At 63.0% G+C, this 26,241-nt stretch carries 22 protein-coding genes and 1 pseudogene; 18 read left to right on the forward strand and 5 right to left on the reverse strand.

Annotated elements, in window-relative coordinates; translation table 11 throughout:
* Positions 1–61 precede the first annotated feature (61 nt).
* From A7A09_RS09945 to A7A09_RS09960, 4 genes and pseudogenes are all read left to right on the forward strand, one after another.
* Positions 62–664, forward strand: coding sequence for a dimethylamine monooxygenase subunit DmmA family protein (locus A7A09_RS09945; protein ID WP_106691248.1), 603 nt, complete (start codon positions 62–64; stop codon positions 662–664).
* Complete coding sequence (locus tag A7A09_RS09950; RefSeq protein ID WP_106691249.1) at positions 661–1,608, forward strand: PDR/VanB family oxidoreductase; 948 nt, start codon at positions 661–663, stop codon at positions 1,606–1,608. The genes A7A09_RS09945 and A7A09_RS09950 overlap by 4 nt, the downstream gene beginning before the upstream one ends.
* A 147-nt stretch (positions 1,609–1,755) precedes the next feature.
* Positions 1,756–2,799, forward strand: coding sequence for a heme-dependent oxidative N-demethylase family protein (locus A7A09_RS09955; protein WP_106691250.1), 1,044 nt, complete (start codon positions 1,756–1,758; stop codon positions 2,797–2,799).
* A 384-nt stretch (positions 2,800–3,183) separates the two neighbouring features.
* A pseudogene (locus A7A09_RS09960) lies at positions 3,184–4,466 on the forward strand (ammonium transporter family protein).
* Between the two features lie 63 nt (positions 4,467–4,529).
* Here A7A09_RS09960 and A7A09_RS09965 read toward each other — a convergent pair.
* Entirely contained in the window at positions 4,530–5,297 is a 768-nt protein-coding gene (locus tag A7A09_RS09965) for an IclR family transcriptional regulator (RefSeq protein WP_106691251.1), read from the reverse strand.
* A gap of 176 nt (positions 5,298–5,473) precedes the next feature.
* Between A7A09_RS09965 and A7A09_RS09970 the strand changes: the two genes are divergently transcribed.
* The 8 genes from A7A09_RS09970 to A7A09_RS10005 all read left to right on the forward strand — a co-directional run bounded on the left by A7A09_RS09970 (position 5,474) and on the right by A7A09_RS10005 (position 13,641).
* Positions 5,474–7,003 carry an ABC transporter substrate-binding protein gene (locus A7A09_RS09970; RefSeq protein ID WP_106691252.1) on the forward strand — a complete coding sequence of 510 codons (1,530 nt, stop codon included), beginning with the start codon at positions 5,474–5,476 and terminating at the stop codon, positions 7,001–7,003.
* Between the two features lie 66 nt (positions 7,004–7,069).
* Positions 7,070–8,011 carry an ABC transporter permease gene (locus A7A09_RS09975; RefSeq protein ID WP_106691253.1) on the forward strand — a complete coding sequence of 314 codons (942 nt, stop codon included), beginning with the start codon at positions 7,070–7,072 and terminating at the stop codon, positions 8,009–8,011.
* A gap of 12 nt (positions 8,012–8,023) precedes the next feature.
* Complete coding sequence (locus A7A09_RS09980) at positions 8,024–8,881, forward strand: ABC transporter permease (protein ID WP_106691254.1); 858 nt, start codon at positions 8,024–8,026, stop codon at positions 8,879–8,881.
* 1 nt (position 8,882) lies between these two features.
* Positions 8,883–9,998, forward strand: a complete 1,116-nt coding sequence (locus tag A7A09_RS09985; protein WP_106691255.1) for an amidohydrolase/deacetylase family metallohydrolase — start codon at positions 8,883–8,885, stop codon at positions 9,996–9,998.
* The gene (locus A7A09_RS09990) at positions 9,995–10,996 is read left to right on the forward strand and encodes an ABC transporter ATP-binding protein (RefSeq protein WP_106691256.1); all 1,002 of its coding nucleotides are present in this window, start codon (positions 9,995–9,997) and stop codon (positions 10,994–10,996) included. Before A7A09_RS09985 ends, A7A09_RS09990 begins: the two co-directional genes overlap by 4 nt.
* Positions 10,989–11,954 (forward strand): ABC transporter ATP-binding protein, encoded by a 966-nt coding sequence (locus A7A09_RS09995; protein ID WP_106691257.1) that lies wholly within the window; start codon positions 10,989–10,991, stop codon positions 11,952–11,954. Before A7A09_RS09990 ends, A7A09_RS09995 begins: the two co-directional genes overlap by 8 nt.
* Positions 11,941–12,432: a RidA family protein gene (locus tag A7A09_RS10000; RefSeq protein ID WP_106691258.1), complete on the forward strand. Its 492-nt coding sequence runs from the start codon at positions 11,941–11,943 to the stop codon at positions 12,430–12,432. The genes A7A09_RS09995 and A7A09_RS10000 overlap by 14 nt, the downstream gene beginning before the upstream one ends.
* 9 nt (positions 12,433–12,441) lie before the next feature.
* Positions 12,442–13,641, forward strand: a complete 1,200-nt coding sequence (locus A7A09_RS10005; protein WP_106691259.1) for an aminotransferase class V-fold PLP-dependent enzyme — start codon at positions 12,442–12,444, stop codon at positions 13,639–13,641.
* Between the two features lie 79 nt (positions 13,642–13,720).
* Here the strand turns inward: A7A09_RS10005 and A7A09_RS10010 are convergent, their stop codons facing one another.
* From A7A09_RS10010 to A7A09_RS10020, 3 genes are all read right to left on the reverse strand, one after another.
* Positions 13,721–14,980 carry a glycerate kinase type-2 family protein gene (locus A7A09_RS10010; RefSeq protein ID WP_211341093.1) on the reverse strand — a complete coding sequence of 420 codons (1,260 nt, stop codon included), beginning with the start codon at positions 14,978–14,980 and terminating at the stop codon, positions 13,721–13,723.
* Entirely contained in the window at positions 14,981–15,955 is a 975-nt protein-coding gene (locus A7A09_RS10015) for an HpcH/HpaI aldolase/citrate lyase family protein (protein WP_106691260.1), read from the reverse strand.
* 116 nt (positions 15,956–16,071) lie between these two features.
* The gene (locus A7A09_RS10020; RefSeq protein WP_106691261.1) at positions 16,072–16,689 is read right to left on the reverse strand and encodes a response regulator transcription factor; all 618 of its coding nucleotides are present in this window, start codon (positions 16,687–16,689) and stop codon (positions 16,072–16,074) included.
* 231 nt (positions 16,690–16,920) lie between these two features.
* Here A7A09_RS10020 and A7A09_RS10025 point away from each other — a divergent pair, with 231 nt between their 5' ends.
* The 6 genes from A7A09_RS10025 to glyA are packed head-to-tail and all read left to right on the forward strand — an operon-like array spanning position 16,921 to position 25,231.
* The gene (locus A7A09_RS10025) at positions 16,921–18,168 is read left to right on the forward strand and encodes a pyridoxal-phosphate-dependent aminotransferase family protein (RefSeq protein ID WP_170167071.1); all 1,248 of its coding nucleotides are present in this window, start codon (positions 16,921–16,923) and stop codon (positions 18,166–18,168) included.
* Positions 18,169–18,191: 23 nt separating this feature from the next.
* Entirely contained in the window at positions 18,192–19,391 is a 1,200-nt protein-coding gene (locus tag A7A09_RS10030; RefSeq protein ID WP_106691262.1) for a malate--CoA ligase subunit beta, read from the forward strand.
* Entirely contained in the window at positions 19,388–20,269 is an 882-nt protein-coding gene (sucD, locus tag A7A09_RS10035) for a succinate--CoA ligase subunit alpha (protein WP_106691263.1), read from the forward strand. The genes A7A09_RS10030 and sucD overlap by 4 nt, the downstream gene beginning before the upstream one ends.
* 9 nt (positions 20,270–20,278) lie before the next feature.
* Positions 20,279–21,250 (forward strand): 2-hydroxyacid dehydrogenase, encoded by a 972-nt coding sequence (locus A7A09_RS10040; protein ID WP_106691264.1) that lies wholly within the window; start codon positions 20,279–20,281, stop codon positions 21,248–21,250.
* Positions 21,250–23,916 carry a phosphoenolpyruvate carboxylase gene (locus tag A7A09_RS10045; RefSeq protein WP_106691265.1) on the forward strand — a complete coding sequence of 889 codons (2,667 nt, stop codon included), beginning with the start codon at positions 21,250–21,252 and terminating at the stop codon, positions 23,914–23,916. The genes A7A09_RS10040 and A7A09_RS10045 overlap by 1 nt, the downstream gene beginning before the upstream one ends.
* A gap of 19 nt (positions 23,917–23,935) precedes the next feature.
* The gene (gene glyA, locus A7A09_RS10050) at positions 23,936–25,231 is read left to right on the forward strand and encodes a serine hydroxymethyltransferase (RefSeq protein WP_106691266.1); all 1,296 of its coding nucleotides are present in this window, start codon (positions 23,936–23,938) and stop codon (positions 25,229–25,231) included.
* Here glyA and A7A09_RS10055 read toward each other — a convergent pair.
* A complete protein-coding gene (locus tag A7A09_RS10055) occupies positions 25,216–26,232 on the reverse strand; it encodes an NAD(P)H-dependent flavin oxidoreductase (RefSeq protein ID WP_106691267.1) in 1,017 nt (338 codons plus the stop codon). The genes glyA and A7A09_RS10055 overlap by 16 nt on opposite strands.
* Positions 26,233–26,241 lie beyond the last annotated feature (9 nt).

The raw sequence follows: 26,241 nt of genomic DNA on the forward strand, positions 1-26,241 counted from the left end.
ATATTCCGGGCGAGAGGCGGCGTCAGATCGCCCCGCCCGACCGACAGGGAAGATGTAGCCGATGCCAGCCACGAAATTCACCCCCTCGATCACCAGCCGTCCGGTCTATGACGGGCTGACGCCGCATGGTGCCGTGCCCGCGCTGATGCTGGCCAATGGCCCGGGCGGCGAGGCGCTGCTGGAACTGATCAAGACCGATCCGACCATACCGGGTCATGCCCATGTGATCTATATCCCGGAAGGATGCGGGTTTGGGAAAACGCTAGAATCCAAGGGATTTGCCAGCTATTTCGAGGCTGCCAGCTATGCCTCGGTCCTGCCGCGTTTCCGCAAGCTGCTGGCGGAGGCCGGGATGAACACCCGGCTCTACCTTGCCGGCACCGAAGGGCTGATCGGTCAGGCAACCTCGGAGGCGCTGGAGGCGGGAATGCTGCCCGAGGCGATCGATGCCGAACATCGCGGCAGCCTGGCGCGGCGGATGCAATGCGTCCACTGCAAGGGCATTACCGAGAACGTCACCACCGACCCCTTCACCTGTTCGCATTGCGGGCTGTCGCTGTTCGTGCGTGACCATTACTCGCACCGCCACGCCGCGTTCCAGGGTGTCTGCGTGGATGCCGAGACCCCCGGCGAAATCCCCCCAAGGCAGGAGATCAAGGCATGAGCGCCCAGATGCTGCGAGTCACCGAGATCGAGGCGCTGTCGCCGCTGGTCAAGCGTTTTCGCTTCGAACATCCGCACGGCGCGAAGCTGCCGCTATTCTCGGGCGGGGCGCATGTCGTGGTCGAGATGCCGGATGGCGACATGCTGCGCCGCAATGCCTATTCACTGATCTCCGATCCGCAGGACGGCTCGGGCTACGAGATCGCGGTGCGGCGCGAGGATGGCGGGCGGGGCGGCTCACGCTTCATGCATGCCTGCGTCAGGCAGGGTGACATGCTGCGCATCTCGACGCCCCTGAACCTGTTCTCGCTGGACATGCGGGCGCGCAAGCATGTGCTGATCGCGGGGGGAATCGGCATCACCCCGATCATCGCCCAGATGCAGCAGCTTCTGCGGATGCAGGGCCGGTTCGAGATCCATTACGCGGCCCGTTCGCGCCGCGAGGCGGCCGGGCTGCGGCTATTGCCCGATCTTCCGCATATCCACGCCCATATCTCGGACGAGGGCAGGCGGATGGATCTTGGCGCGATCCTCGACCGCCAGCCGATCGGCACGCATGTCTATACCTGCGGCCCCGAGGGGCTGATCGCGTCCGTGGCGCAATGCACCGAACGCTTGGGTTGGCCGAAGGGGTCACTTCATTCCGAGGTGTTCCTGGCGCCGCCGCCGGGGCGCGCCTTCGAGGTGACATTGGCGCGCTCGGGCCGCACCATAACGGTCGGCCCGCATCAGAGCCTGCTGGAGGCGCTGGAGGAAGCGCAGGTCGAGATTGACTGGAGCTGCCGGGGCGGGGCCTGCGGGCGCTGCGAGACCGAGGTGGTCTCGTGCCATGGCCGGATCGAGCATCACGACCACTGGCTGTCCGAGGACGAGCATTCGTCACAGACCAGGATCATGCCCTGCGTATCCCGATTCCGGGGCCGCGAACTGATTCTCAACAGGTAGCGCCATGCCCCGCAATTGCCCGCCTCTTCTTCTTCTTCACGCAAATATCCCGGGGTTGTCGGGTGGTGTGCCACCGGTTCGAGAACCAACCGGCGACGGGGTGGAACCCCGGCTCGCATCCCACCCATCCCGATCCAGGAGGTTGCCATGACCATCCAGTTCAACGACGAGACCTTCCGCGACGATTACAGCTATCACAATTCGGCCGAGGCGATCCGGCGCTTTCCGTTTCCATTCGACAAGGACGACTACATGTATGCGGTCAACATGGAGCCGCATGCCGGGGGCCGCGAGGGCAGCCCCTTCGAGAACCGCTTCGATGTCGATGAACATTACGTCGCCGAAATGCGGGACCGCGAGATTACCCTGAACGAGGACCCGCTGCGCTGCCAGTCCCTGCCGCATATGGAACTGGCGGGGTGGGACCTGCTGGAACTGATCATGGAGTGCAAGGCCGAGGATTATCCCGAGCTGTTCAGCCTGCACCGCGACGGCGACCGCTGGCACTGGATCAACCGACCGCTCGGGATCGACCACAAGTTCACCTTCCTCGATCCGACCACGCTGCCCTATGGCCCGATGGAATATATCACCCGCCAGGCGCAGGGCGATTTCGCGCTGCTGGATCAGCGCGAGGGCAACCTGTGGATGGAGGCCGGGATGGTCACCAGCCAGGCCGACTGGAGCCTGGATTTCGACATCGGGATGAACTTCTTCGAATGGCACGCGCCGGTGCCCAAGGCGCATGAGATGGGGATATTCCAGCGGGCGCTGAAATTCCTGCTGGCGATCCAGCAAGGCGCGCCCTCGCGGCGGCTGAACTGGACGATGACGGTCAATCCGCGCCTCGATACCAGCCCCGAGAATTACCATAAATGGGGTCCGGAAAAGCGCACCCTGACGCCCGAAAATGTCGGTGAAAAGCAGTTTCTGCGGGTCGAGCTGCAGACCTTCTTCCGGCTGCCGCGCTCGAACGGGCTGGCCTTTCCGATCCGCTGCTACCTGATCTCGTTGCAGGACCTGGTGACGGTGCCGAAATGGGGCCGCCGCCTGCACCGCGTCATCCGCGACCTGCCCGACGAATTGGCCGAATACAAGGGCTTCGCCGTCAACCGCCAGCTTATCATCGACTACCTCGCACAGTTCGACGACGGAAAGCCGACATCGCCGGGGATATTCCCCGATGAATAGAAAAATTACCGTTCAATGCTCAGACGCGGGCGGAGATCCTGCATGCCCGGTCGAACCCGCTTGGGGGTTTTCTCGGCCTGACAACGAATTTCATCGCCGGACGCGCGAGAGAACGGAACGCCGATCATCTGATCCGGCGGGGCTGGCGGCTATTCCGGACCAAAGAACGATGCCGGTCGGCCGAAGGCCGGGAAACGTGACGAGTCTCGTGGTTCCCGAACAAGAGAAAGACCTCAAAAAATAACCGAACTCTATAACAGGGAGTAAGAAATGGAACACGCAGCCATGCTCTATCCAGAGCAAGTAACATTGAGTTCGCTGGTGCAGAATCTCGTCTATGGTTCGGGCACGGTCGGGGCGATCCTTGTCGTGGTTGGGCTTCTGATGATCGACGCCGGCACGACCCGTAGCGAGAACCTCTATAATTCCACCATCGAGAAGCTGGTGGGATTTTTCATCGGCTTTACAACCTATTTCCTGATCGGTTTCGGTTTCTGGGCGGCGCAGTATTACATCATGGAAGGTGCGACGCTTGGCGATGCCATCAGCGACTGGTGGCTGGGCGGCGCCTTGACCAACAGCCTGGCGAACCATACCGATCCGGCGGTGTTCCCGGGGTTGAACAACTTCCAGATATTCGTGTTCTTCCTTGCCAGTTTCGCGGGGATCATCAATGTGCTGCTGCATTTTTCCGTATCCGAGCGGATGAAGCTTCCGCCTATTACATCACTGCGGTCGTGGCGACCGTCGTGTCCTCGGTCCTGAGCTGGTTTACCTGGGGATCGGTCGGTCCGCTGACCAATGCCGGGTTCCACGATTTCTTCGGGGTCGGTTTCGTCTACCTGTTCCCGGCGGGAATGGCATTGGTGCTGGTGCCGAAACTGGGTCAGCGGCCGGGCATGTTCGAGCCTCATCCGAAGGTGCCGTCCTATAATGCGCCCAGCATCGGACTTGCCGCGACAGGGCTGATGACGATCTTTGCCGGTCTGCCGATGGTGATCCTGTCATGCCTGTTCTTCTTCGATCCCGAGGCGCTGGCCGTCAGCGTGACCATGGCCGATACCAGCGTCGGCATCGCCTTCAACAATTACGGCCTTGCATGGGCTGGCGGGGCGATTACCGGCGCGATCATCTCCTACCGGACGAAGAACTACGCTTATCTGCTGCTTGGACCTCTTGCGGGCTATGTCGCCAATGCATCCGGTTTCGATGTCTTCCTGCCGTGGCAGGCGTTCCTGGTGGCGCTGTTCGCTCCCATTACCTCATGGGCGGTTTACGAGTTCACCCTGAAGCGCGGCATCGATGAGCACAAGCTGTTCCCGCTGTTTCTCGGCGCCGGTATCTATGGCCTGATCATGGTCGGGCTGATCAAGGCCGGGACAGCCCGGGGCGGTTATTTCGGTATCGAAGAAGGCGCCTTCGCCTTCCAGCATGGCGAGATCGGCATTGTCATGCAGCTTGTTGGCATCGCCGTTTGTATCGGAGCCGGTGCCCTGACAGCGGCCATCCTCGGCTTTGTTCTCGACCGGACGGTGGGGCTGCGTGTGCCGGTCGAGGATCAGGCCGCCGGATTGGACCAGCTTTACTGGGGTCTGCAACCCGATGAGAAGAATGCCGGACAATCAGCGGCCGATATACCTGCGGATTTGGCGGGGTCGCTCAAGTAAGACATCCCTTCCTCGGGCAACGACGCCCCGGGGACGGTTTCACGGCAAGAAGGGCGGGCGGGTTCAACCCCGTCTGCCCAATGCCGTTTCGATGGTACGCGCCGAATTCTGCACCTCGCGGGTCAATTCGTCATAAGCGGAACGGGCGCGGGTTTCGGGCAGCACGATGGAGATGGTCGCAAGGCAGGCGCCGCTGTCATCACATATCGGCGCGGCGATGCAGGCGACCGCGAATTCGGACGCGCTCATCTGCACCGCCAGCCGTGCCTCGAATTCCTCGCGGGCCAGCCGCGACAGCCTGGCCGGGTCGGTTTCCGCCTGCCCGGTCTCGGATGGGCGCGCGCTTTCGGTGAAGATGCGCAGCCGCGTCTCGTCATCGAGATGTCCCAGCAGGAGCCGCCCCGAGGCCGTCCAGTTGAGCGGCACGCGGGTGCCGACATCCGAGGCGACGTTGAAATGCCCGCCGGCGCGAGCCATGCCGATCACGGTCATCATGCCTTCGTCGCGGGCGCATATCTGCACCGTTTCACCAAGATTCTCCGATAGCCGGTTCATCTCGCGCCGGGCTTCGGCAAAGACGTCCATGCGGGCGCGATAGGTCAGGCCGTAGCGCATCAGCCGCGGCCCGAGCCAGATGCCGTTTTCGCCGATTCGCGACAGCATGGAACGGTCCAGAAGCTCTTCCACGAGCTTGTAGATCGTCGAAACCGGGGCGCCGGTGCTGCGCGCCAGATCATAGGCGGTCATCGGCTGGCGCCGCTCGGTCAGCAGGTCGAGAATCTGCAGGCTGCGATCGATCGCGCCGACTCGGGTTCTGGTTTTATCGGTCATTTCGGTATCCTGCGGAGCGACTTCTACAATTATGGAATTGAATATCGTCCAATGGAAATGAAGGCAAGGCTGAAACGATCTGTCGCGGAGAGCCGTGCTGAAGACATTATCTTGACAAACTCCCGACCGGGAACTATCAATATAAGAGAATACATTACATAATAATGGAGGTATGAATGGAAACCCGGCTGCCCAAACGCGCCTCGCTGCTGGCCGCCTTTCTGGCGGGTACTGCCTTGGCTTCCCCGCTGGCTGCTCAGACCACGCTGGATGTCGCCATTGTCGGCGACCCCGACACGTTCGATCCGATGGTCTCGACCAAGGATGTCGTTTCCATCGTCACCCAGCATTTCGTCGAGACGCTCTATACGTTCGATTCAGGCTGGAATGTCGCGCCGCTGCTGGCCACCGATCTGCCGCAGATCAGCGATGACGGGCTGACCTACAAGATCGGCATCCGCGAAGGCGTGACATTCCATGACGGCTCATCCATGGACGCCAAGGATGTCGTGGCGTCGCTGGAGCGCTGGCTCGAGGTCGCCTCGCGGGGGAAACTGGTGGCCGACAAGGTCGCCTCGGTCGAAGCGACCGGCGATTACGAGGTGACGATCACCCTGACCGAAGCCTATTCGCCGCTCTTGTCGCTTTTGGCCTTCTCCAACTCGGCGGCGGCGGTCTATCCCGAGGAAATCATCGGCGACACCATTGATCCCGTCATCGGCACCGGACCCTACAAGATCGCCGAGCATGTGCCGGACCAGTATCTGCAACTGGTGCGGTTCGACGAATACAGCTCGCGCAGCGAAGAACCGGACGGGGCGGCGGGCGCGCGCAAGCAGACAGTGGACGAGATTCGCTTTGTCCCGGTGCCCGATCCCAATACCCGCGTCGAGGGGCTGCTTTCGGGACAGTTCGATTTTGCCGACGGATTGCCTGCGGAAAGCTATGACCGGCTGGACTCCTCGGATGCGGCTGATCCGATGCTGTTGCAGCCTTTCGGCTGGCCGGTTTTCGCGATCAACCACAAGGACGGGCTGATGACCGACAAGACCATTCGCCAGGCCGTGCAGGCGGCGCTGCCGATGGATGACATGTTGTTCGCGGCCTTTGGCGACGACAAGTTCTTCCTGACCGACGGGCCGCTTTATCCCGAAGGCTGGGCATGGCGCAACGAAGCCGGAATCGAGCTGTTCAACCAGAACGATCAGGCTCGCGCGGCCGAATTGCTGCAAGAGGCCGGTTATGACGGCACGCCCTTGCGGATCCTGACCTCGCGCCAATACGAGTTCCATTTCAAGATGGCCGAGGTGGCGCGGATGGCGCTTGAGGCGGCCGGGTTCACCGTGCAGATGGACGTGGTCGATTGGGCGACATTGGGCGAGCGGCGCAACGATCCGGCGCTGTGGGATATCTATATCACCCATTCGCCCTTCCTGCCCGAGCCGTCCCTGACCGACATGTATTCCAAGACCTCGCGCCTTGGCTGGTCGAACCCGGAAAAGGACGAGATCCTTGCCCACTTCACCAGCGAGACCGACCCCGAGAAGCGCAAGGAGCTTTATGCCCAGTTGCAGGGACAGGTGTTCGAGGATGTCGGTTTCATCAAGATCGGTGCGTTCAACGCCCTGTCGGGCTTGGCCGAAGGGCTGACGGGCGTGACCGAGACGCCTTGGCCGTTCTTCTGGAACGCCGAGTCCGCCGAGTGATGTGATGTGCCCGGGGCGCGGGTCACAGCCCGCCCCCGTTTCCTAGCCAGCGACCGGAGTTCTCGGATGGCCCGCTATATCTTCAAACGCCTGATCGGCATGATGATCGTGATCTTCATCGTGCTGACCATCGCCTTCATCATCGTGCGCCTTGCACCGGGAGATCCGGCGGCGCTGATGCTCGGCCCCGACGCGAGCGCCGAGGACGCCGCGGCATTGCGCCAGCAACTTGGCCTCGACCGGCCGATCATGGTGCAATACCTGTCATTCGTCGGAAACGCGCTGCAAGGCAATCTGGGCGAGTCGCTGTTCTTCAACCAACCGGTGACGCAAGTGCTGGCCGGACGGGCCGAGCCGACGATATTCCTGTCGCTGTTCTCATTGCTGATCGCGCTGGTGATCGCCACGCCCATCGGGATCTATGCCGCCTATCGGCGCGGGTCGTTTCTGGATCAGGCGGCGATCACCACGGCGATGCTGGCGGCCTCGATCCCCAGCTTCTGGACCGGGCTGATGTTGCAGCGCTACCTTGCCACCGATCTGGGCTGGTTTCCGGTGTCTGGCTATGGTGGCCCCGATACCGGCTTTCTGGAGAGGATGCGCTACCTGCTGTTGCCCTCCATCGTGCTGGGCATCGTCAATTCCGCGCTGATCCTGCGTTTCACCCGTGCCTCGATGCTGGACATCCTGGGTGAGGATTATATCCGCACTGCACGTTCCAAGGGGATGGGAGAAAGGCGGGTGGTGTTGCGCCACGCGCTGAAGAATGCCGCTATTCCGATCATCACCGTCGTGGGCCTGACCTTTGCCCTGCTGGTATCGGGTGCGGTGGTGACCGAGCGGGTGTTCAACATTCCCGGCATGGGAAACCTGGTCGTCAGCGCCGTCCTGCGCCGTGACTACCCGGTGATCCAGGGGGCGCTGATCGTCGTCGCATCGCTTTACGTGCTCATCAACCTGTTGACTGACCTGCTGTACCTGGTCGTCGACAAACGCGTGAAATATTGAGGGAGGAATGCCGTGACTGCCGCAAGCGTTACGAATGAACCGAAATTCCTTGCCCTGCTGTTTTCGCGCCGGGCGGTGCTGATCGCGCTGATCGTCTTTGTGGCGATTGCCGGGCTGTGCCTGTTGGCTACACTGGTGGCCCCGGCGGATCCGGCCAAGATGTCGGTGCGGGCGCGCCTGTCGCCGCCGGGCGGAGATTTCCTGTTGGGCGCCGATGCCTTCGGGCGCGATGTCCTGTCACGGCTGCTCTTTGCCGGTCAGGTGTCGCTGAGCATCGGGCTGGGGGTGGCCGCGCTGTCATCGGTGATCGGGGTGATCATCGGGCTGATGGCGGGTTTCTTCCGCAAGCTCGACGCGCCGATGTCGCGGCTGATCGACGCGATGATGGCCTTTCCCGACATTCTGCTGGCGATCGCGTTGGTCTCGATCCTTGGCGGTTCGATCGTCAACGTGGTGATCGCGCTGTCCATCGTCTATGCGCCGCGTATCGCCCGGATCGTGCGGGCCTCGACGCTGGTGATCCGTGAATTGCCCTATGTCGAGGCCGCCGTGGCGCTTGGGTCGTCGACGCTGACCATCATGGTGACGCATGTGCTGCGCAACATCCTGTCGCCGATCATCGTGCAGGCCACTTTCATCTTCGCCTATGCCATGCTGGCCGAGGCGGGGCTGTCCTTTCTTGGCGTCGGGCTCGACCCCACGACCCCAAGCTGGGGCACGATGATCAATGAAGGTCGGCAGTATATCGATCAGGCGGCTTACCTGATCCTCTTTCCGGGGCTGGCGATCTCGATCTCGGTCCTGTCCCTGCAACTGATTGGCGACGGGTTGCGCGATGCGCTCGATCCGCGGCTGGCGAAGGATATGTGACATGGCTCTGCATCTCATCAATTACCGCCCCCTCGGGCTGGACAATGCCCCCGGCGAGATCTTCGTCGGCGATGACGGGCTGGTCTCATCCGGTCCGGTCGCAGGGGCAGAGACCGTCGATTGCGGCGGTTCCTACCTGTCGCCCGGCTGGTGCGATTTGCATGTCCATGTCTGGCACGGGGGCACCGACATCTCGGTCCGCGCCTCCGAGGCCGGGCGGGCCACGGGCGTGACGGCGATGGCGGATGCGGGCTCGGCGGGCGAGGCGGCGTTCCACGGGTTGCGCGAATATGTCATCGAGGCGCAGCAGGAAACCGTGCGGGCATTCCTGAATATCGGTTCCATCGGGCTGGTTGCCTGCAACCGGGTGCCGGAACTGATCGACCTGCGCTCGGTCGATGTGGACCGGACGCTGGAGGTGGCCGAGGCCAATCGCGACGTGATCTGCGGCATCAAGGTGCGGGCCAGCGGGGTCATTTCCGGGGCCTGGGGCATCACCCCCGCCAAGATCGCCAAGCGGGTGGCGGAAATCCTGAACCTGCCGCTGATGGTGCATATCGGCGAGCCGCCCCCCCTGATCGACGAGGTGTTCGATATCCTGACCGAAGGCGATATCGTCACCCATTGCTTCAACGGCAAGCGTGCCGGTTCGATCCGGGACACGGCGGCGCTGTTCAGACAGGCGCAGGAACTGGCCGGGAACGGGGTGCGGATGGATATCGGTCACGGCGTGGCCTCGTTCAGCTTTGACACCGCGCGGGACGCCCTGGCGGATGGGCTGAAGCCCTTCTCCATCTCGACCGATTTGCATCTGCGCAATATCGAGGGGCCGGTTTACGACCTGGCCACGACCATGTCCAAGCTGCTGGCCGTCGGCATGGAGTTCGACGAGGTGATCGCGGCGGTGACCGAACGCCCGCGCAGCGTGCTGGGCCTTGGCGCGCGGAATGGGGCCGCGCCGGGCCAGAAGGCCGATTTCACCCTGTTCGACCTGAAGGACAGTCAGGCCGAAACCATCGATTCCCAAGGCGCCCGCCTGACGCTGGAGCAGCTGTTCGAGCCGCGCCTGACGGTAATCGGCGCCAGCGCCCAGAAGGCGCAGCGGAGGGGCGGATGACCGGGCCGGTTCTGGATGTCAGCAATCTGCAGGTGACGTTTCGCGCGCGCGGGCGCAGCGTGACGGCCCTGCGCGATGTCAGCTTCACGCTCCATCCCGGCAAGACGCTTGCACTGGTCGGCGAATCCGGGTCGGGGAAATCGGTCTCGTCGCTGGCGATCATGGGACTTTTGCCCAAGAACGGCGCAGTGGCCGGGGGTGAAATCCGCTATCGCCGTCCCGATGGCAAGGTCAGTGACCTGACCACCTTGCCCGAGCGGGAAATGCGCAAGCTGCGCGGGTCGAGCATCGCGATGATCTTCCAGGAGCCGATGTCGTTGCTCAACCCCCTGTTCACCATCGGCGACCAGATCGGAGAGATGCTTCTGCTGCATGATCCGCTCGACGCGCAGGCGCGGCGCAAGCGGGTGCTGGAGATGCTGGAGCTGGTGGAAATTCCCGCCGCCGCCTCACGCCTGGACAATTACCCGCACGAGCTTTCCGGCGGAATGCGGCAGCGGGTCATGATCGCCCTTGCGCTCGTGTGCAACCCCACGCTGCTGATCGCGGATGAGCCGACCACGGCGTTGGACGTGACCATCCAGGCGCAGATTCTCGACCTGATGCGGCGGCTGCAGAAAGAGATGGGCATGTCGATCCTGTTCATCACCCATGACATGGGCGTGGTGGCGGAAGTGGCCGATGACGTGGCGGTGATGTATGCCGGTGCCATCGTCGAACAGGCCGCGGTGGATACGCTCTTTGCCCGACCCTCGCATCCCTATACGCGCGGATTGCTCGGCTCGATCCCGATGCCCGGACGCCCCGAGGGCGAGCGGCTGGTGCCGATTCCGGGCACGGTGCCCCCCTTGCACGCCATGCCGCCCGGTTGCGCCTTTGCGCCGCGTTGCAAGCGGGCCGATCATGCCTGCGAACATCCGGTGACATTGTCGGAGTTGGGGCAGGGGCACCGGATCGCCTGTTTCCACCCGGTCTCGCAAGAGGTGGAACATGTCTGAACCGTTGCTTCAAATCCGCAACCTTTCCAAGCGGTTCGAGACGCCGCGCGGAACGGTCCATGCCGTGAACGATGTCAGTTTCGACATTCCACGCGGCTCGATCACCGGCCTGGTCGGCGAATCCGGCTCGGGCAAGACGACCTTGGGGCGATCCCTGCTGCGCCTGATCGAACCGAGCGAGGGGCAGACGATCTTTGACGGGACCGATCTGAACCGGCTCGACAAGTCCGGGCTGCGGGCCGCGCGCCGGCGCATGCAGATCATCTTCCAGGACCCGGTCTCGTCGCTCAATCCCCGCCTGCGCGTGCGCGACGTGATCGCCGAAGGCTTGCGCGCCCATGGCATCGGCAATGCCCGTTCCCGCCGCGACAAGGTGGCGGAACTGCTGGAGGAGGTGGGGCTGAGCGCCGATCACATGAACCGCTTTCCGCATGAGTTCTCTGGCGGTCAGCGGCAACGCATCGGCATTGCCCGGGCGCTGGCGCTGGAGCCCGAGTTCATCGTCGCCGATGAAAGCGTCTCGGCCCTGGACGTGTCGATCCAGGCACAGGTGCTCAACCTGTTGCTCGACTTGCGGGAAAAGCGCAACCTGACCATGTTGTTCATCGCGCATGACCTGTCGGTGGTTGAATATCTCTGTGATCAGATCGTGGTGATGTATCTGGGCCGGGTCGTCGAGAAAGGCCCCTCGCGGCCGCTCTACCGCAATCCGTCGCATCCCTACACGCAGGCGCTGCTGTCGGCGATTCCGATGCCGGATCCGGGGCTGGAGCGTAGCAGGACGCTCTTGAAGGGCGACATCCCCAGCCCGTTGCACCCGCCCTCGGGCTGCGTTTTCCGAACGCGCTGCCCCAAGGCGGCGGAGATCTGCGCCGCAGGCACGCCCGAGCCCGTCACCGTGGGCCAGTTCCACCAAAGCTATTGCAAGAGAATAGAAGGACGTCATGCCACAACCTGAGATTCTGGGCACCGTCCCGATCGCCGCACGATTGCAGCGCCTTGGCGTGGAACTGCCCGAGGCCGCCCCGACCCCGATCGGCGCCTTTCGCAATGTGCGGCAAAGCGGCAACCTGGTCTATGTCTCGGGTCAGGGGCCGGTGCTTGCCGATGGAACATTGCTGCGCGGCAAGGTGGGCGCAGAGGTCAGCGCCGAGACCGCCCGCGACCATGCGCGGCTTGTGGCGGTGAACATCCTTGGCGCGTTGCGGGATCATTTCGGCGGGCTCGACCGGCTGCGGGGCGTGGTCAAGCTGTTGGGGCTGGTCAATGCCGTGCCGGATTTCGACCGCCATCCCTTCGTGATCGACGGCGCCTCGATCCTGCTGGCGGAGCTGTTCGGCGAAGAGGGAATCCACGCCCGTTCGGCCTTCGGGGTCGGCTCGCTGCCCAACAATATCACCGTGGAAATCGAAGCCATATTCGAAATTGACGCGTAGGAGATCGAGATGACAGGAAGCTTGTGGGATTGGCACGACGCGAACGGGTTCACCCGGCTGATCAATGTCAGCGGGACGATGACGGGGCTGGGGGCCTCGGTCACCGGCCCGGCCGCGCAGAAGGCGACGGCCGAGGCGATGGGCCATTTCGTGAAGATGCACGAGTTGCAGGAACATGCCGGACGGGTGATTTCCCGCCTGACCGGGGCCGAGGCGGGTTGCGTCACTGCCTCGGCAAGCGCGGGGATCTCGCTTTGCGTTGCGGGTTGCATGACCGGGCTGGACCCGAGCCGGGCAGAAGCCCTGCCGGCTGATCCGGGGCCGCGCGACACCGTGGTGACCCAGGCAGGTCACCTGTGCCATTACGGCGCGCCGGTCGAGACCGCCGTTGGCCTGACCGGGGGCAAGCTGCGTGTCATCGGGCAGTCCACGCAATGCGCCGACCATCAGCTTGAAGGCGCGCTGGACGACAGCGTGGCAGCGGCGCTGTATGTCGTGTCGCATCACGTTGTGCATTACGGCCAGATCCCCTTTGCCCGCTTTGCTGAGATTGCCCATCGCGCCGGGGTGCCGGTGATCGTCGATGCCGCGTCGGAATATGACCTGACCGGCTTTATCGAACAGGGCGCGGATCTGGCGATCTATTCGGGGCACAAGTTCCTGTCCGGTCCGACCAGCGGCATCATCGCCGGACGCCGGGACCTGGTGCGCGCCGCCTATCTGCAGAATATCGGCATCGGGCGCGGCATGAAGGTCGGCAAGGAAAGCATCATGGGGCTGGTCGCCGCAATGGAAGCCTGGATGAGCCGCGATGCCGCCGCGATCCGTGCCGCCGAGCGTGCCGCACTTGACGAATGGCAGGCGGCGGTGGCCGATCTGCCCGGCATTACGGCCCGTATCGTTCCCGACCCGACCGGCAATCCGCTTGATCGCTTGCAGATCGACGTCGATCCGCAGGAAGCCGGTGCGAATGCTGCCGTCTTCGCAGCCGCCTTTGGACAGCAGAATCCGGCGATCATCGTGCGCGATCACGAGGTCGAACTGGGCTATTTCCAGCTTGATCCCTGTAACCTCCTTCCGGGCCAGCAATCGCTGGTTACCGATGCACTTCGCCGTGTGCTTGGAGCTGGGAGTGAAGGGATGGATCAGGCCGAGGCGGACCCGCGCAATGGTGCAATTCGGGGATACCTGGAATGGGGGCTTGGCTAAGACATGAGCCGCGGGCGGCTGGATTGTCGTGATATCCAGCCACTCGCAAATTCGTTCATGGATCGCCCGCGATCATGCTTCAGGGCAGCAAGAGCACCTGAACATCCGCGACATTGGTGCCAGTCGCGCCGGTGATCAGCAGGTCGCCTGCGGCCTTCAATGCGGCAAAGCTGTCATTGTTGGCAAGCAGCGCCTCGGGATCATTTCCGCTGGCCCTGATACGGGCGATGGTGCCGCCATCGACGATGCCACCCGCCGCATCTGTGGGACCGTCCCGGCCATCGGTGCCGCCGCTGAGAAAGACCCAGCCTTCGGGCAGGCGGTCGCCTTGCATCGCGATTCGCAGGGCAAGCTCCTGGTTGCGGCCTCCGCGCCCGGTTCCGCGTAGATGCACGGTTGTCTCGCCGCCAAAGATGAGGGCGGTCGGGCCGACATGATCGCTGTCCCATGCTGCCTCGACAATCCGGGCGGCAGCATCGCCCACATCTCCGATCAAGCGGTCACTCACGATCCGGGCGGTCCAGCCGTCACTCACGGCATCGCGCATTGCCTCCAGTGATTTCTCGTTGCTGCCGATCAGGTGATTTTCTGCCGTGTAATGCGGGGCGGATGGCTCTGGCGCCTCCAGAAGATCGCGAGTGGGCACAGGCAGGGCTGCCAGCAACCCACGGTCCCGCAACAGGGCCAGCGCTTCGGCACGATTGCCAAGCGGGGTGGTTGTCGGACCGCTGGCGATGGCGCTTAGCTCGTTGCCGATCACGTCCGACAGGATCAGCGCCGTGACCGGGGCGGGAGCGGCGTAGCGCAGGAAGCCTCCGCCTTTCAGCTCGGAAAGCTGCTGCCGGATCAGGTTCATCTCGGTGATCCCGAGACCGTTTTCCAGCAGAAGCCGGTTGACCGCCCGCTTGTCCGCCAGCGTCAGCGGCGGTTTCGGGGCGGGCACAAGCGCCGAACCTCCGCCCGAGATCAGCGCATAGACCTGATCACGCGGCCCGGCCTTTTGCAGCAGGGCGATGATTTCGCGACCCGCGTGCAACCCGGCCTCGTCCGGTTCGGGATGGCCCGCCGTGAGGATGCGGGCACCGGGGACGGTTTGGGCGTTCTCGTGGTGAGTGACGCCCAAGGCTGTCACCGGGCCTGGGATATGGCGCAATGCTTCACCCAGCATGGCCGGAGCGGCCTTGCCGATGGCGATCACATAGCTATGCCCGCCCGCCGGAAGACCGGCAGGCGGGTGTTTGGAAAAGTGCTGATGCACGGCTCGGGCGGGGTCAGCCGCGGCAACGGCATGGTCATAAAGCTGCCTTGCCAAGGCGCGCATATCAGCCAACTCCATCATTTACGCGGCAATCTGCCGGGCTTTTTCAACAAGCACCTCGGCCTGCCGGATCGAAGCATAGTCGATCAGGCGCCCATCCAGGGAAACAGCGCCCTTTCCAGCCGCTTCGGCTTCGGCCATGGCGGCGAGGATCTTTTCGGCGCGGGCGATTTCCTCTGCCGAGGGGCTCATCACCTCGTTGGCAAGCGCGATCTGGCTGGGATGGATGGCCCATTTGCCTTCGCAGCCAAGGACGGCGGCGCGATAGGCCGCAGCCTTGTAGCCGTCGGGATCCGAGAAATCGCCGAACGGGCCATCAATCGGGCGCAACCCGTTGGCGCGGGCGGCGACCACCATGCGCGAGAGCGCGTAATGCCACATGTCGCCCCAGTGAACCTGCCGGTTACCTTCGGGATCGGGGTCGGTGAGCACGGCGTAATTCTCGTTCACGCCACCGATCACCGTGGTGCGGGCGCGGGTGCTGGCGGCATAATCGGCCACGCCGAAATGCAGGCTTTCGTTGCGCTTGGATGCGGCGGCGATCTCGCTGACATTCTGCATGCCGAGGGCGGTCTCGATGATATGTTCGAAGCCGATGCGCTTCTTATAGCCCTTGGCGTCCTCGATCTGCGTGACCATCATGTCCACGGCATAGACATCGGCAGCGGTGCCGACCTTGGGAATCATGATCAGGTCCAGCCGCTCGCCGGCCTGTTCGACGACATCGACGACATCGCGATACATGTAATGCGTGTCCAGGCCATTGATTCGAATCGACATGGATTTCTTGCCCCAGTCAATCTCGTTCAGGGCCTTAATGATATTCTTGCGGGCCTGCGCCTTCTCATCTGGCGCGACCGCGTCCTCGAGGTCGAGAAAGATTACGTCGACGTCGGAATCCGCTGCTTTTTGAAACATTTGCGGCTGACTGCCCGGAACGGCGAGCTCGCTCCGATTGAGACGCGCGGGGGCCTGTTCGATAGGGTGGAAACTCATGGTGGAATGCTCCTGCGGTGAAGATTGGATCGGTGCGGCTTATACAAAGGAGAAATAATATTTCCTGTCAAGAAATAATATTTCCCGAAAGTTTCGCGCCGGATGATATCTCAAGATCACTGGTTGTCCTCGAATTTACGCTCGCCGGGTATTCTACTTGAGTAGTAGAAAGCGATGGCCTGGGCCCGATTCTTGACCGAAAGCTTGTCGTAAAGATTCGACAGGTGGAACTTCACGGTATTGGTCGAGATCTCCAGCTCTCGCGAAAGTTCCTTGTTGGTCAGTCCCTTGGACAGAGCTTCCAGCATGGCGGCCTCGCGGCGGGACAGGGACTGGATGGGATCCCGCTGCAATTCGCGAACATCGAGATAGGGGAACACCATTTTTCCCGCCGCAACGGCGACACAGGTATCCAGCAGGGTTTCGACCGGGCCGTTGCGCGCCACGAAACCGGCGGCGCCCACGCTCATCGCCGCACGATGGGCATCGCTTCCCTGATCGGCATAGACCACGATGCGCGGCGCGCTTTCCTGTTCGCGCAGGACTTCGAGCAGTCTTGCCCCGCCCAGAACCGGCAATGCCCAATCGATGATGCCGACCTGGCAGGGAACGCGCATGACCGTTCCCAGGAACCCCTCGGCGGTTGCGGAGGTGGCGACCAGAGAGAATCGGGGATCGCGCTCGAAAACCTCGGACATGGCCGACAGGACCAGCGGATTGCTGTCTGCCAGCATGACCGAGACTTTGGTGTGAGAGCTGCCAGTCATTTGCATTCCCTTGGTTTTTTACGAAAACCTACCCTTTTGGGTGAGGCCGCTCGCGGTATACATTCGCATCCTTACCAATATGGGTAGGTAAATCCCCATCCATATAGATACCTGAAAGCAGGATTAACTTACGTTGCGGAAGTTGTCGAGATCCCGTCCCCTCGGGTTAAGCAAATTGTATCTGGAGGAAATAAGCCGATGGCCGACATCACGATCTTCCCGCAGCTTGAGATTCCCGAGACGATCGCGGCTGGCCCCGGTCCGGGCAACACCGATCCACGAGTCCTGCAGCGCTTTGCCAGCGCCGGTGTCGCGGATCACATGCAGGCAGATGTCCTGCGCGGCATGATCGAAGCCAAGCTCATGTTACGCGAGATCATGGGAACCAGCAATATTCATACCTTCGGCGTGGCCGGAACGGGGTGGAGCGGTCTTGACGTCATGTTCAGCGCGGTAATGCCCGGCGACAAGGTGGTGGTGTTCACCAATGGCACCTTTTCGGGCATCGACGGTCTGACGGTTCGCATGAAGGCCGCCACAGCCGAGGAACTGGCTGCCAATTCGCTGGACCCGAAACCGGCCTCGGTGACGATCATCGATGTGCCGCATGGCGAATCCGTCACCGGCGAGATCGTTGAGGCGGCGCTGGCCAGGCATAAGCCGAAATGGGCCGCGATGGCGCATTGGGAAACCGGCTCGGGCCGGATCAACGATCTTCGGGGCTTTTCCGATGCCTGCGAACGGCACGGGGTCATGGGGCTGATCGACGCGGTGTCATCGCTCGGGGTCGAGGATTTCCGGATCGACGACTTCCCGGGCGTGCATGGCTGGGCCTCTTGCCCGCAAAAGGGCATCTGCTGCCTGCCGCTGACATATGCGCCGGTATCCTTCACCGACCGATATATCGAGACGCTCCGTGCCAGCGGGACCCGGACCTTCGTGCATCACCCGATCATGGAGGCTCGGCATTGGGGCATCATTGACGGCAAGGATGTCGATAAGGGTAGCTACCACCGCACCCACAGCGCCTATGCGGTCGCCGCCTTCCACGAGGCGCTGCGTATCCTGTTGCAGGATACCGTTGCCCGGCGTGCCAAGGATTATGAGTTCCACGAGGCCGCGCTACGCGATGCCGTCACGGCAATGGGCTGCAAGGTGACGTCGAACATGACCTCGCTGGTCGTTCTCAACCTGCCCGACAAGCTGGCCGGTCGCGAGATGGAACTGGTGCAATCATGCCGTGCCGCCGGTTTCGGCATCTGGCCCACGCTGTCCGAGCCGGTTCAGGTCCGGATCGGCATTCTCAACCTGCTCAATCAGGCGGCGATTGCCGATATCGTCACTCGCTTCGGGGCGGCGATGAACGCGATGGGGGCGGATATCGACATGAATGAGATCACCGCCCGGCTGGACCGGCATTTCGAGACCGCGATGGTCGCCCAGTAACGGCGCTCAAGGGAGGAGCAAAGATGGATATCCATGAATACCAGGCCAAGGAAATTCTCAGCAATTTCGGTGTGGCCGTTCCACAGGGCGCATTGGCCTACAGCCCCGAACAGGCCGCCTACCGTGCCCGCGAGATGGGCGGCAGCCGTTGGGTGGTCAAGGCGCAGGTCCATGCCGGAGGCAGGGGCAAGGCCGGGGGCGTCAAGGTCTGTGACAGCGACGCCGAGATCCAGGCCGCGACCGAAGGCATGTTCGGCCAGAAGCTGGTCACGCATCAGACCGGCCCCGAGGGCAAGGGCATCTACCGCGTCTATGTCGAGGCGGCGGTGCCGATCGAGCGCGAGATCTATCTGGGCTTCGTCCTGGACCGCGCCAGCCAGCGGGTGATGATCGTCGCCAGCGGCGAGGGCGGGATGGAGATCGAGGATATCTCGGCCGAACGTCCCGACAGTATCGTCCGCGCCACGGTGGAACCCGCCGTCGGCCTGCAAGAGTTCCAATGCCGCGAGATCGCCTTTGCCCTGGGGATCGAGGCGGGCATGGTCCAGCAGATGGTGCGCACGCTGCGCGGCTGCTATCGCGCCTTCCGCGAACTCGACGCCACCATGGTCGAGGTCAATCCGCTGGTGATCACCGGCGATAACCGCATCCTCGCCCTGGATGCCAAGATGACCTTCGACGACAACGCCCTGTTCCGGCATCCGCAGATCTCGGAACTGCGTGACAAGTCGCAAGAGGACCCGCGCGAATCCCGCGCCGCCGACCGTGGTCTGTCCTATGTCGGGCTGGACGGCAATATCGGCTGTATCGTCAACGGTGCCGGTCTGGCGATGGCGACGATGGACACGATCAAGCTGGCTGGCGGTGAACCGGCGAATTTCCTGGATATCGGCGGCGGCGCGACGCCCGAGCGGGTCGCCAAGGCGTTCCGGCTGGTCATGTCGGACAAGAATGTGCAGGCGATCCTCGTCAATATCTTCGCCGGGATCAACCGCTGTGACTGGGTCGCCGAGGGTGTCGTGCAGGCGCTGCGCGAAAACCCGGTGGATGTGCCCGTGATCGTCCGCCTTGCGGGCACCAATGTCGAGGAAGGGCAGAAGATACTTGCGCAAAGCGGGCTTCCCCTGATCCGCGCAACCACACTCAACGAAGCTGCCGAGCGGGCCGTCGCGGCCTGGCAGAGCGACATGAAGAACAATCCCAACCTGAGGGCCGTCCAATGAGCATTTTTCTGGATCGCGATACCAAGATCATCGTTCAGGGCATCACCGGCAAGATGGCTCGGTTCCATGCGCGCGAAATGATCGAATACGGCTCGAACGTCGTGGGCGGCGTCGTGCCGGGCAAGGGCGGCGAGATGGTCGAGGGCGTGCCTGTGTTCAACACGGTCAAGGAAGCCGTGGCCGAGACCGGGGCCGAGGCCACGCTGGTCTTCGTGCCGCCTCCCGCTGCCGCCGACGGGATCATGGAAGCTGCCGATGCGGGGATCCGCTACTGCGTCTGCATCACCGACGGCATTCCCGCGCAGGACATGATCCGCGTCAAGCGCTACATGTACCGCTATCCCAAGGAGCGGCGCATGGTTCTGACCGGCCCGAATTGCGCAGGCACCATCAGTCCCGGCAAGGCGCTGTTGGGGATCATGCCCGGTCATATCTATCTGCAGGGCAATGTCGGCATCATCGGCCGGTCGGGGACCCTGGGCTACGAGGCGGCGGCGCAGTTGAAGGAACGCGGCATCGGTGTGTCCACCAGCGTCGGCATCGGCGGCGATCCGATCAACGGGTCCTCCTTCAAGGATATCCTGCAGCATTTCGAGGATGACGACGAGACGCATCTGATCTGCATGATCGGGGAAATCGGTGGCCCGCAAGAGGCCGAGGCCGCCGAATATATCCGCGATCACGTCAGCAAGCCGGTGGTCGCCTATGTCGCGGGCCTGACCGCGCCCAAGGGTCGGACCATGGGCCATGCGGGCGCGATCATCTCGGCCTTCGGCGAAAGCGCCAGCGAGAAGGTCGAGATCCTGAGCGCGGCGGGTGTCACCGTTGCAGAAAATCCGGCCGTGATCGGCGAAACCATCGCCAGAATCATGCAATAGGAGGGGCGAATGGCAAAACCCAAGGTTCTCGTCACCCGGCGCTGGCCTGCGGCCGTCGAGGCGCAGCTATCGGACCTGTTCGACACCGATCTCAACATGTCGGACAAGCCCCTGACGCCGGAAGACTTCAAGTCGGCACTGCAGAACTATGACGCGGTGCTGCCCACGGTGACCGACAAGATCGGCGCCCCGGCGCTGGAACTAGCCAAGCCCCAGACCCGGATCCTTGCCAATTACGGGGTCGGATACAGCCATATCGACCTGGATCGGGTGGGGCGGCACGGCATGGTGGTGACCAACACGCCGGATGTGCTGAGCGAATGCACCGCCGATCTGGCCATGACGCTCATGCTGATGGCGGCCCGCCGTGCCGGAGAGGGCGAGCGTGAATTGCGTGCGGGCGAATGGACGGGATGGCGGCCGACGCATCTGGTTGGCACCAAGGTGTCGGGCAAGACCCTGGGCATCATCGGCTTTGGCCGGATCGGGCAACAGATGGCAAAGCGGGCGCATCACGGCTTTGGCATGAAGATCATCGCCTATAACCGCAGCAAGGTAGCCCCCGACATCCTTGCGCAATGCGACGCCACGCAGGTGGACAGCATCGACGAGTTGATGCCGCTTTGCGATTTCATCTCGCTGCATTGTCCGGGCGGGGCGGAAAACCGGCACCTGATCGATTCCAGGCGCCTGAACCTGATGCGGTCCGATGCCTTCCTGATCAACACTGCCCGTGGCGAGGTCATCGACGAGATGGCCCTGTCGCAGGCACTGTGGTTCGAGACCATCGGCGGCGCCGCGCTGGACGTGTTCGACGGAGAGCCGAACATCAACCCGGCTCTGCAGAACAGTGACAACCTGGTGATGCTGCCGCATCTGGGCAGCGCCACCCGCGAGGCGCGCGAGGCGATGGGTTTCCGGGTTCTCGACAATCTGCGCGACTTCTTCGATGGCCGCGAACCTCGTGACAGGGTGAACTGATGCAGGGGGACGCCTCATATGTCGCAGCCGGGCAACCGGATGGGGCGGACCGTTCCTATGCGGGCGGGCTGCGTCTGGAGTTGCGCAGGCTCTGGCTGAATGTCATCGGCCGGCGTGCGCCCGCCATCCTGCCACTATTGTCCGGAGACCGCGAGGATCTGCCCGAGGATGCCGATCTCACGGCCTATCTTCAGGGGCTGAACATCTGGTTCCAGCTTCTGAAGATCGTCGAGGAGAATGCCGGGATGCGCAAGCGGCGCATGACCGAGACCGGGCAGGGCCCTGCGGCGATCGGAGGCAGCTTTGCCAGGGTGTTGCAGGGCAGCCCCGAGATCTCGCTGAGCGCATTCCGGCGGGTGGCCGACAAGCTGTCGGTCGGCCCCACCCTGACCGCCCATCCGACCGAGGCAAAGCGGGTCACGGTCCTTGAAATCCATCGGCGCATCTATCGGACCCTGGTGGCGTTGGAGACGCAGCGCTGGACGCCCCGGGAACGGGCCGAGCTGTTGTCCGACATCGAGAACGAAATCGATCTGCTATGGCTGACCGGCGAGTTGCGCCTGAAGCGGCCTTCGCCGCTGGATGAAATAGACTGGGGGCTGCAATTCTTCCGCGACGGCCTGTTCGATGCGGTGCCCAATCTGTACCGGCAATTCAGTGATGCGGTGACGCAACGTTTCGGCTGTCCGGGGGATTTCAAGCCTTGCCTGCATTTCCATTCGTGGATCGGCGGCGATCGCGACGGCAATCCCAATGTGACGGTAGACACGACCCGGGCCGCTCTGGACAGGAACAGGACGGCTATTCTTGAAAAATACCTGTCCGTGCTTGCCCTTGCGGCACAGCATCTGAGCATCAGCAGTTCGATTTCCGGCCTGCCCGACGATGCCCGGGAAAACCTGGCGGCGGTCATCGGCAATGCGCCGCCGGGAGAGAGGGATCGGCACCGCAACCCGGGGGAGCTGTTCCGACAGGCGATGAGCGCGATGCACAGGCGCGTCAATGCCATGCTTGAAGGCGATGGACCCGCCTATACGCATGTGGGCGAGTTCATTTCCGAACTTCGCATGGTCGAGGCGGCTCTGACGGCGATTGATGCCGACGGGCTGGCCGCGCGTTTTCTTTGTCCGATCCGCTGGCAAGCCGAAGTTTTCGGCTTTCGGACCGTTACGCTGGATGTCAGGCAGAATTCGTCGGTCACGACCCGGGTCCTGTCGGAAATCTGGGGTCTGGGCGGGGCCGCGCCCGATTATGGGACGGCAGAATGGTCCGGGCGTCTGCGCGCCGAACTGGTGGCGGCTGGATTGCCTTGGATCGACCGTGGCCGGTTGAGCGATCAGGCCCGGGAATTGCTTGACCTGCTTGAACTGATGCACAAGACCCGGCTCGGTCCGGATCCACAGGCCATGGGTCCATTCATCCTGTCGATGACCCGGTCCTGCGACGATCTTCTGGGGGTGTTCCTGCTGGCCCGCTATGCTGGCTTCGGGGCAGAGCGGCTGGATTTGCAGGTGGTGCCGCTTTTCGAGACCATCGATGATCTGCGTGCCGCACCGCAGATTCTGGACAAGCTGTTGCGGGTGCCCTTGGCACGGCGCAGCCTGACCGCCGGAAACCGCCGGATCGAGATCATGCTGGGCTATTCCGACAGCAACAAGGATGGCGGTTTCCTCTGTTCGAGCTGGGAACTGGAAAAGGCGCAGCGCAGCATTACCCGTATCCTGGCGGCGCATGATCTTGTTCCGGTGTTTTTCCATGGCCGCGGCGGATCGGTCAGCCGAGGCGGCGCTCCGACGGAGCGTGCGATTGCCGCGCAACCCCGGGGCACCATTAACGGGCAGTTGCGCACGACCGAACAGGGCGAGGTCGTATCTTCGAAATTCGCCAATCGCGGCACCGCGCAGCACCAGTTGGAATTGCTGGCCTCGTCGGTGCTTGCGCATTCGCTGAACTCAAGGCCGGAGCCTGCGCGCCCCGAATTCAATGACAGTTTCGAGGCCCTGTCGGGCATGTCGCAGACCGCCTACAGCACGCTTCTGCACGAGCCCGGTTTCATCGATTATTTCCAGCAGGCCAGCCCGGTCGAAGAACTGGCGATGCTCAAGATGGGCTCGCGCCCGGCGCGGAGGTTCGGAGCGCAGAGTCTTGACGATCTGCGTGCGATCCCCTGGGTCTTCGCCTGGTCGCAGAACCGCCACCTGCTCACCGGCTGGTATGGCTTCGGCTCGGCCGTGAGCTCGTTCCGCCGGTTCCGGCGGGACGAGGGCGACGAATTGTTGCGCAGGATGTTCAGCGAGTCCCGCCTGTTCCGGCTGATCGTGGACGAGGTCGAGAAGTCGCTGTTCCAGGCGGATATGCGCATTGCCGAAAAATACGCGGCGCTGGTTTCGAACCACGTGATCCGCAGCGAGATCTTCGGGCGGATCCGGCAGGAATACGAGCAAAGCTGCGAGGCGATCTCGTTTCTGAACGATGGCGCGGAAATCGGGGCGCGTTTTCCCAACATGTCCGCCCGTTTCGGCCGGGTCCGGCACGATCTGGACCGGGTTCACGACCTTCAGATCGAGCTGTTGCGTGACATTCGCGGCAATTCGGAACGCGGCGTATCGGTGCCACTGATGCAGTCGATGAACAGCATTTCGGCGGCGCTCGGCTGGACCGGATAGATATAACAGGAGGAACGACATGAACGAACAACAGATGATCTCCGGCTTTTTCACCGAGGATCTTGCCACGGGCGACCCGCAGATTTTCGAGGCGATCGAGAAAGAGCTGGGCCGCCAGCGCGACGAGATCGAGCTGATCGCGTCCGAGAATATCGTCAGCCGCGCGGTGATGCAGGCGCAAGGCACGGTGCTTACCAACAAATATGCCGAAGGCTATCCGGGCCGGCGCTATTATGGCGGCTGCCAATTCGTGGATATCGCCGAAAACCTCGCCATCGACCGCGCAAAGCAATTGTTCGGCTGCGATTTCGCCAATGTTCAGCCGAATTCAGGTAGTCAGGCCAATCAGGGTGTCTTTCTGGCCCTGTGCAAACCCGGTGACACGATCATGGGGATGAGCCTTGATGCGGGGGGGCACCTGACCCACGGAGCCGCTCCGAACCAGTCGGGGAAATGGTTCAACGCGGTGCAATACGGCGTGCGCAAGCAGGACAACATGATCGATTACGATCAGGTCGAGGCGCTGGCGAAAGAGCATCAGCCAAAGCTGATCATCGCCGGGGGCAGCGCCATTCCGCGTCAGATCGATTTCGCCCGCATGCGGCAGATCGCCGATATGGTCGATGCCTATCTGCATGTGGACATGGCGCATTTTGCAGGTCTCGTGGCGGCGGGCGAACATCCCAGCCCCTTCCCGCATGCGCATGTCGCCACCACCACCACGCACAAGACCCTGCGTGGCCCGCGCGGCGGAATGATCCTGACGAATGACGAGAGCATCGCGAAAAAGGTGAACTCGGCGATTTTCCCCGGCCTGCAGGGCGGGCCGCTGATGCATGTGATCGCCGCCAAGGCGGTGGCATTCGGCGAAGCACTGCAACCCGGCTTCAAGACCTATATCCGCCAGGTGGTTATCAATGCCCAGGCCCTGAGCGATCAGCTGATCAAGGGTGGGCTGGACACGGTGACGCATGGCACCGATACGCATGTGGTGCTTGTGGATCTGCGGCCCAAGGGCGTGACCGGCAAGGCGACCGAGGCGGCGTTGGGCCGCGCCCATATCACCTGCAACAAGAATGGCGTGCCCTTCGATCCGGAAAAGCCCACCGTAACCAGCGGCATCCGTCTTGGCAGCCCGGCAGGCACGACCCGGGGCTTCGGAGAGACCGAGTTCCGCCAGATCGCGGATTGGATCATCGAGGTGGTGGATGGCTTGGTAGCCAATGGCGAGGACGGCAATGGCGAGGTCGAGGCAGGGGTGAAGGCCAAGGTCGCCGCGCTTTGCGAACGCTTTCCCGTCTATCCGGGGCTCTGATCTTCCCGCGTCAGGATGTGCCGCGCCGTCTCGGCCATCTCGCGAAGGCGCGATCCTGCGGGCGTGATCTCGTTGATCCCGCCCGCTCCCTCACCGGCAAAGAGAGCCATGGCTTCCAGGTCCCCGGTCGTTGTGCGCAACGGGGAATCGGTGCTGAAACGCAACCGGGGCTGGTCTTCGTCCCATGCAATGGTTTCACGGGGCAGGGTGGCGGGGTCATGGCCGAAATAGCGACCCTCCAGCGCCTCGGTCACGCTGTTGCCGATCACCCGCACGGCGGCCCCCTTGGGCCAGTTCAGCACGAAGGCATCGGTCAGGACCGTGTCGGTGCCAGTCGCCGCCGTCACGTGGGTCTTGTGATAATCATGGGCGAAGGATTCATCGGTGGCCAGAAAGGCAGTGCCGCATTGCACCCCGTCCAGCCCGGCACGAAGCGCGGCGGCAAGATCCCGGCCGGTGGATATGCCGCCCGCAATGGCAACGGGCAGCTTGCTGATGTCGCGGATGGATTGGGCCAGTTCCAATCCGGCAGTCCGGCCATGGACATGGCCTCCGGCTTCGACGCCCTGCGCGACCAGGACATCCACCCCGGCCTGCTCGGCCCTTGATGCGGCCTCCGTCGTGCCGACCTGGTGCAGCACCAGGCATCCGGCCCGTTTCACACGGGCGATGACATCGGGCATGACATCCCAGAAAAAGGAGAAGGCGCGGATCTCCAGATCGAGGCAGCACTTGATCTGGGCATCCAGCAAAGCCGGATCGGTTGCGGCGGGGATCAGGTTGACCGCAAAGGGGCGGTCGGTGGCGGCACGCAGGGCGGTGACCTCTGAAGTGATCAGCGCCGGGTCTTCGCGGACCATGCCGAGCGTTGCATAACCTCCGGCCCCGGCGACCGCGGCGGCCAGTTCCCATCGCGCAACCCCTCCCATCCCCGCCAGCAGGATCGGCACTTCGCAGCCGAGCAGATCGCAAAGCGGTGTATGCAGAGGATCGATCGTCATGTCATGCAC

The sequence above is a fragment of the Paracoccus methylarcula genome, assembly GCF_003007735.2.
GTDB lineage: Bacteria > Pseudomonadota > Alphaproteobacteria > Rhodobacterales > Rhodobacteraceae > Paracoccus > Paracoccus methylarcula.

What these genes read in the sequence shown, in the direction of transcription:
- A7A09_RS09970 (WP_106691252.1), top strand. Translation starts at nt 5,474, where the DNA reads ATGGAAACCCGGCTGCCCAAACGCGCCTCGCTGCTGGCCGCCTTTCTG.
- A7A09_RS10010 (WP_211341093.1), bottom strand. Translation starts at nt 14,980, where the DNA reads ATGATGGAGTTGGCTGATATGCGCGCCTTGGCAAGGCAGCTTTATGAC.
- A7A09_RS10030 (WP_106691262.1), top strand. Translation starts at nt 18,192, where the DNA reads ATGGATATCCATGAATACCAGGCCAAGGAAATTCTCAGCAATTTCGGT.
- A7A09_RS09950 (WP_106691249.1), top strand. Translation starts at nt 661, where the DNA reads ATGAGCGCCCAGATGCTGCGAGTCACCGAGATCGAGGCGCTGTCGCCG.
- A7A09_RS09990 (WP_106691256.1), top strand. Translation starts at nt 9,995, where the DNA reads ATGACCGGGCCGGTTCTGGATGTCAGCAATCTGCAGGTGACGTTTCGC.
- A7A09_RS09965 (WP_106691251.1), bottom strand. Translation starts at nt 5,297, where the DNA reads ATGACCGATAAAACCAGAACCCGAGTCGGCGCGATCGATCGCAGCCTG.
- glyA (WP_106691266.1), top strand. Translation starts at nt 23,936, where the DNA reads ATGAACGAACAACAGATGATCTCCGGCTTTTTCACCGAGGATCTTGCC.
- A7A09_RS10000 (WP_106691258.1), top strand. Translation starts at nt 11,941, where the DNA reads ATGCCACAACCTGAGATTCTGGGCACCGTCCCGATCGCCGCACGATTG.
- A7A09_RS09995 (WP_106691257.1), top strand. Translation starts at nt 10,989, where the DNA reads ATGTCTGAACCGTTGCTTCAAATCCGCAACCTTTCCAAGCGGTTCGAG.
- A7A09_RS10055 (WP_106691267.1), bottom strand. Translation starts at nt 26,232, where the DNA reads ATGACGATCGATCCTCTGCATACACCGCTTTGCGATCTGCTCGGCTGC.
- A7A09_RS09985 (WP_106691255.1), top strand. Translation starts at nt 8,883, where the DNA reads ATGGCTCTGCATCTCATCAATTACCGCCCCCTCGGGCTGGACAATGCC.
- sucD (WP_106691263.1), top strand. Translation starts at nt 19,388, where the DNA reads ATGAGCATTTTTCTGGATCGCGATACCAAGATCATCGTTCAGGGCATC.
- A7A09_RS10015 (WP_106691260.1), bottom strand. Translation starts at nt 15,955, where the DNA reads ATGAGTTTCCACCCTATCGAACAGGCCCCCGCGCGTCTCAATCGGAGC.
- A7A09_RS10045 (WP_106691265.1), top strand. Translation starts at nt 21,250, where the DNA reads ATGCAGGGGGACGCCTCATATGTCGCAGCCGGGCAACCGGATGGGGCG.
- A7A09_RS09945 (WP_106691248.1), top strand. Translation starts at nt 62, where the DNA reads ATGCCAGCCACGAAATTCACCCCCTCGATCACCAGCCGTCCGGTCTAT.
- A7A09_RS10005 (WP_106691259.1), top strand. Translation starts at nt 12,442, where the DNA reads ATGACAGGAAGCTTGTGGGATTGGCACGACGCGAACGGGTTCACCCGG.
- A7A09_RS10040 (WP_106691264.1), top strand. Translation starts at nt 20,279, where the DNA reads ATGGCAAAACCCAAGGTTCTCGTCACCCGGCGCTGGCCTGCGGCCGTC.
- A7A09_RS10020 (WP_106691261.1), bottom strand. Translation starts at nt 16,689, where the DNA reads ATGCTGGCAGACAGCAATCCGCTGGTCCTGTCGGCCATGTCCGAGGTT.
- A7A09_RS09975 (WP_106691253.1), top strand. Translation starts at nt 7,070, where the DNA reads ATGGCCCGCTATATCTTCAAACGCCTGATCGGCATGATGATCGTGATC.
- A7A09_RS09955 (WP_106691250.1), top strand. Translation starts at nt 1,756, where the DNA reads ATGACCATCCAGTTCAACGACGAGACCTTCCGCGACGATTACAGCTAT.
- A7A09_RS10025 (WP_170167071.1), top strand. Translation starts at nt 16,921, where the DNA reads ATGGCCGACATCACGATCTTCCCGCAGCTTGAGATTCCCGAGACGATC.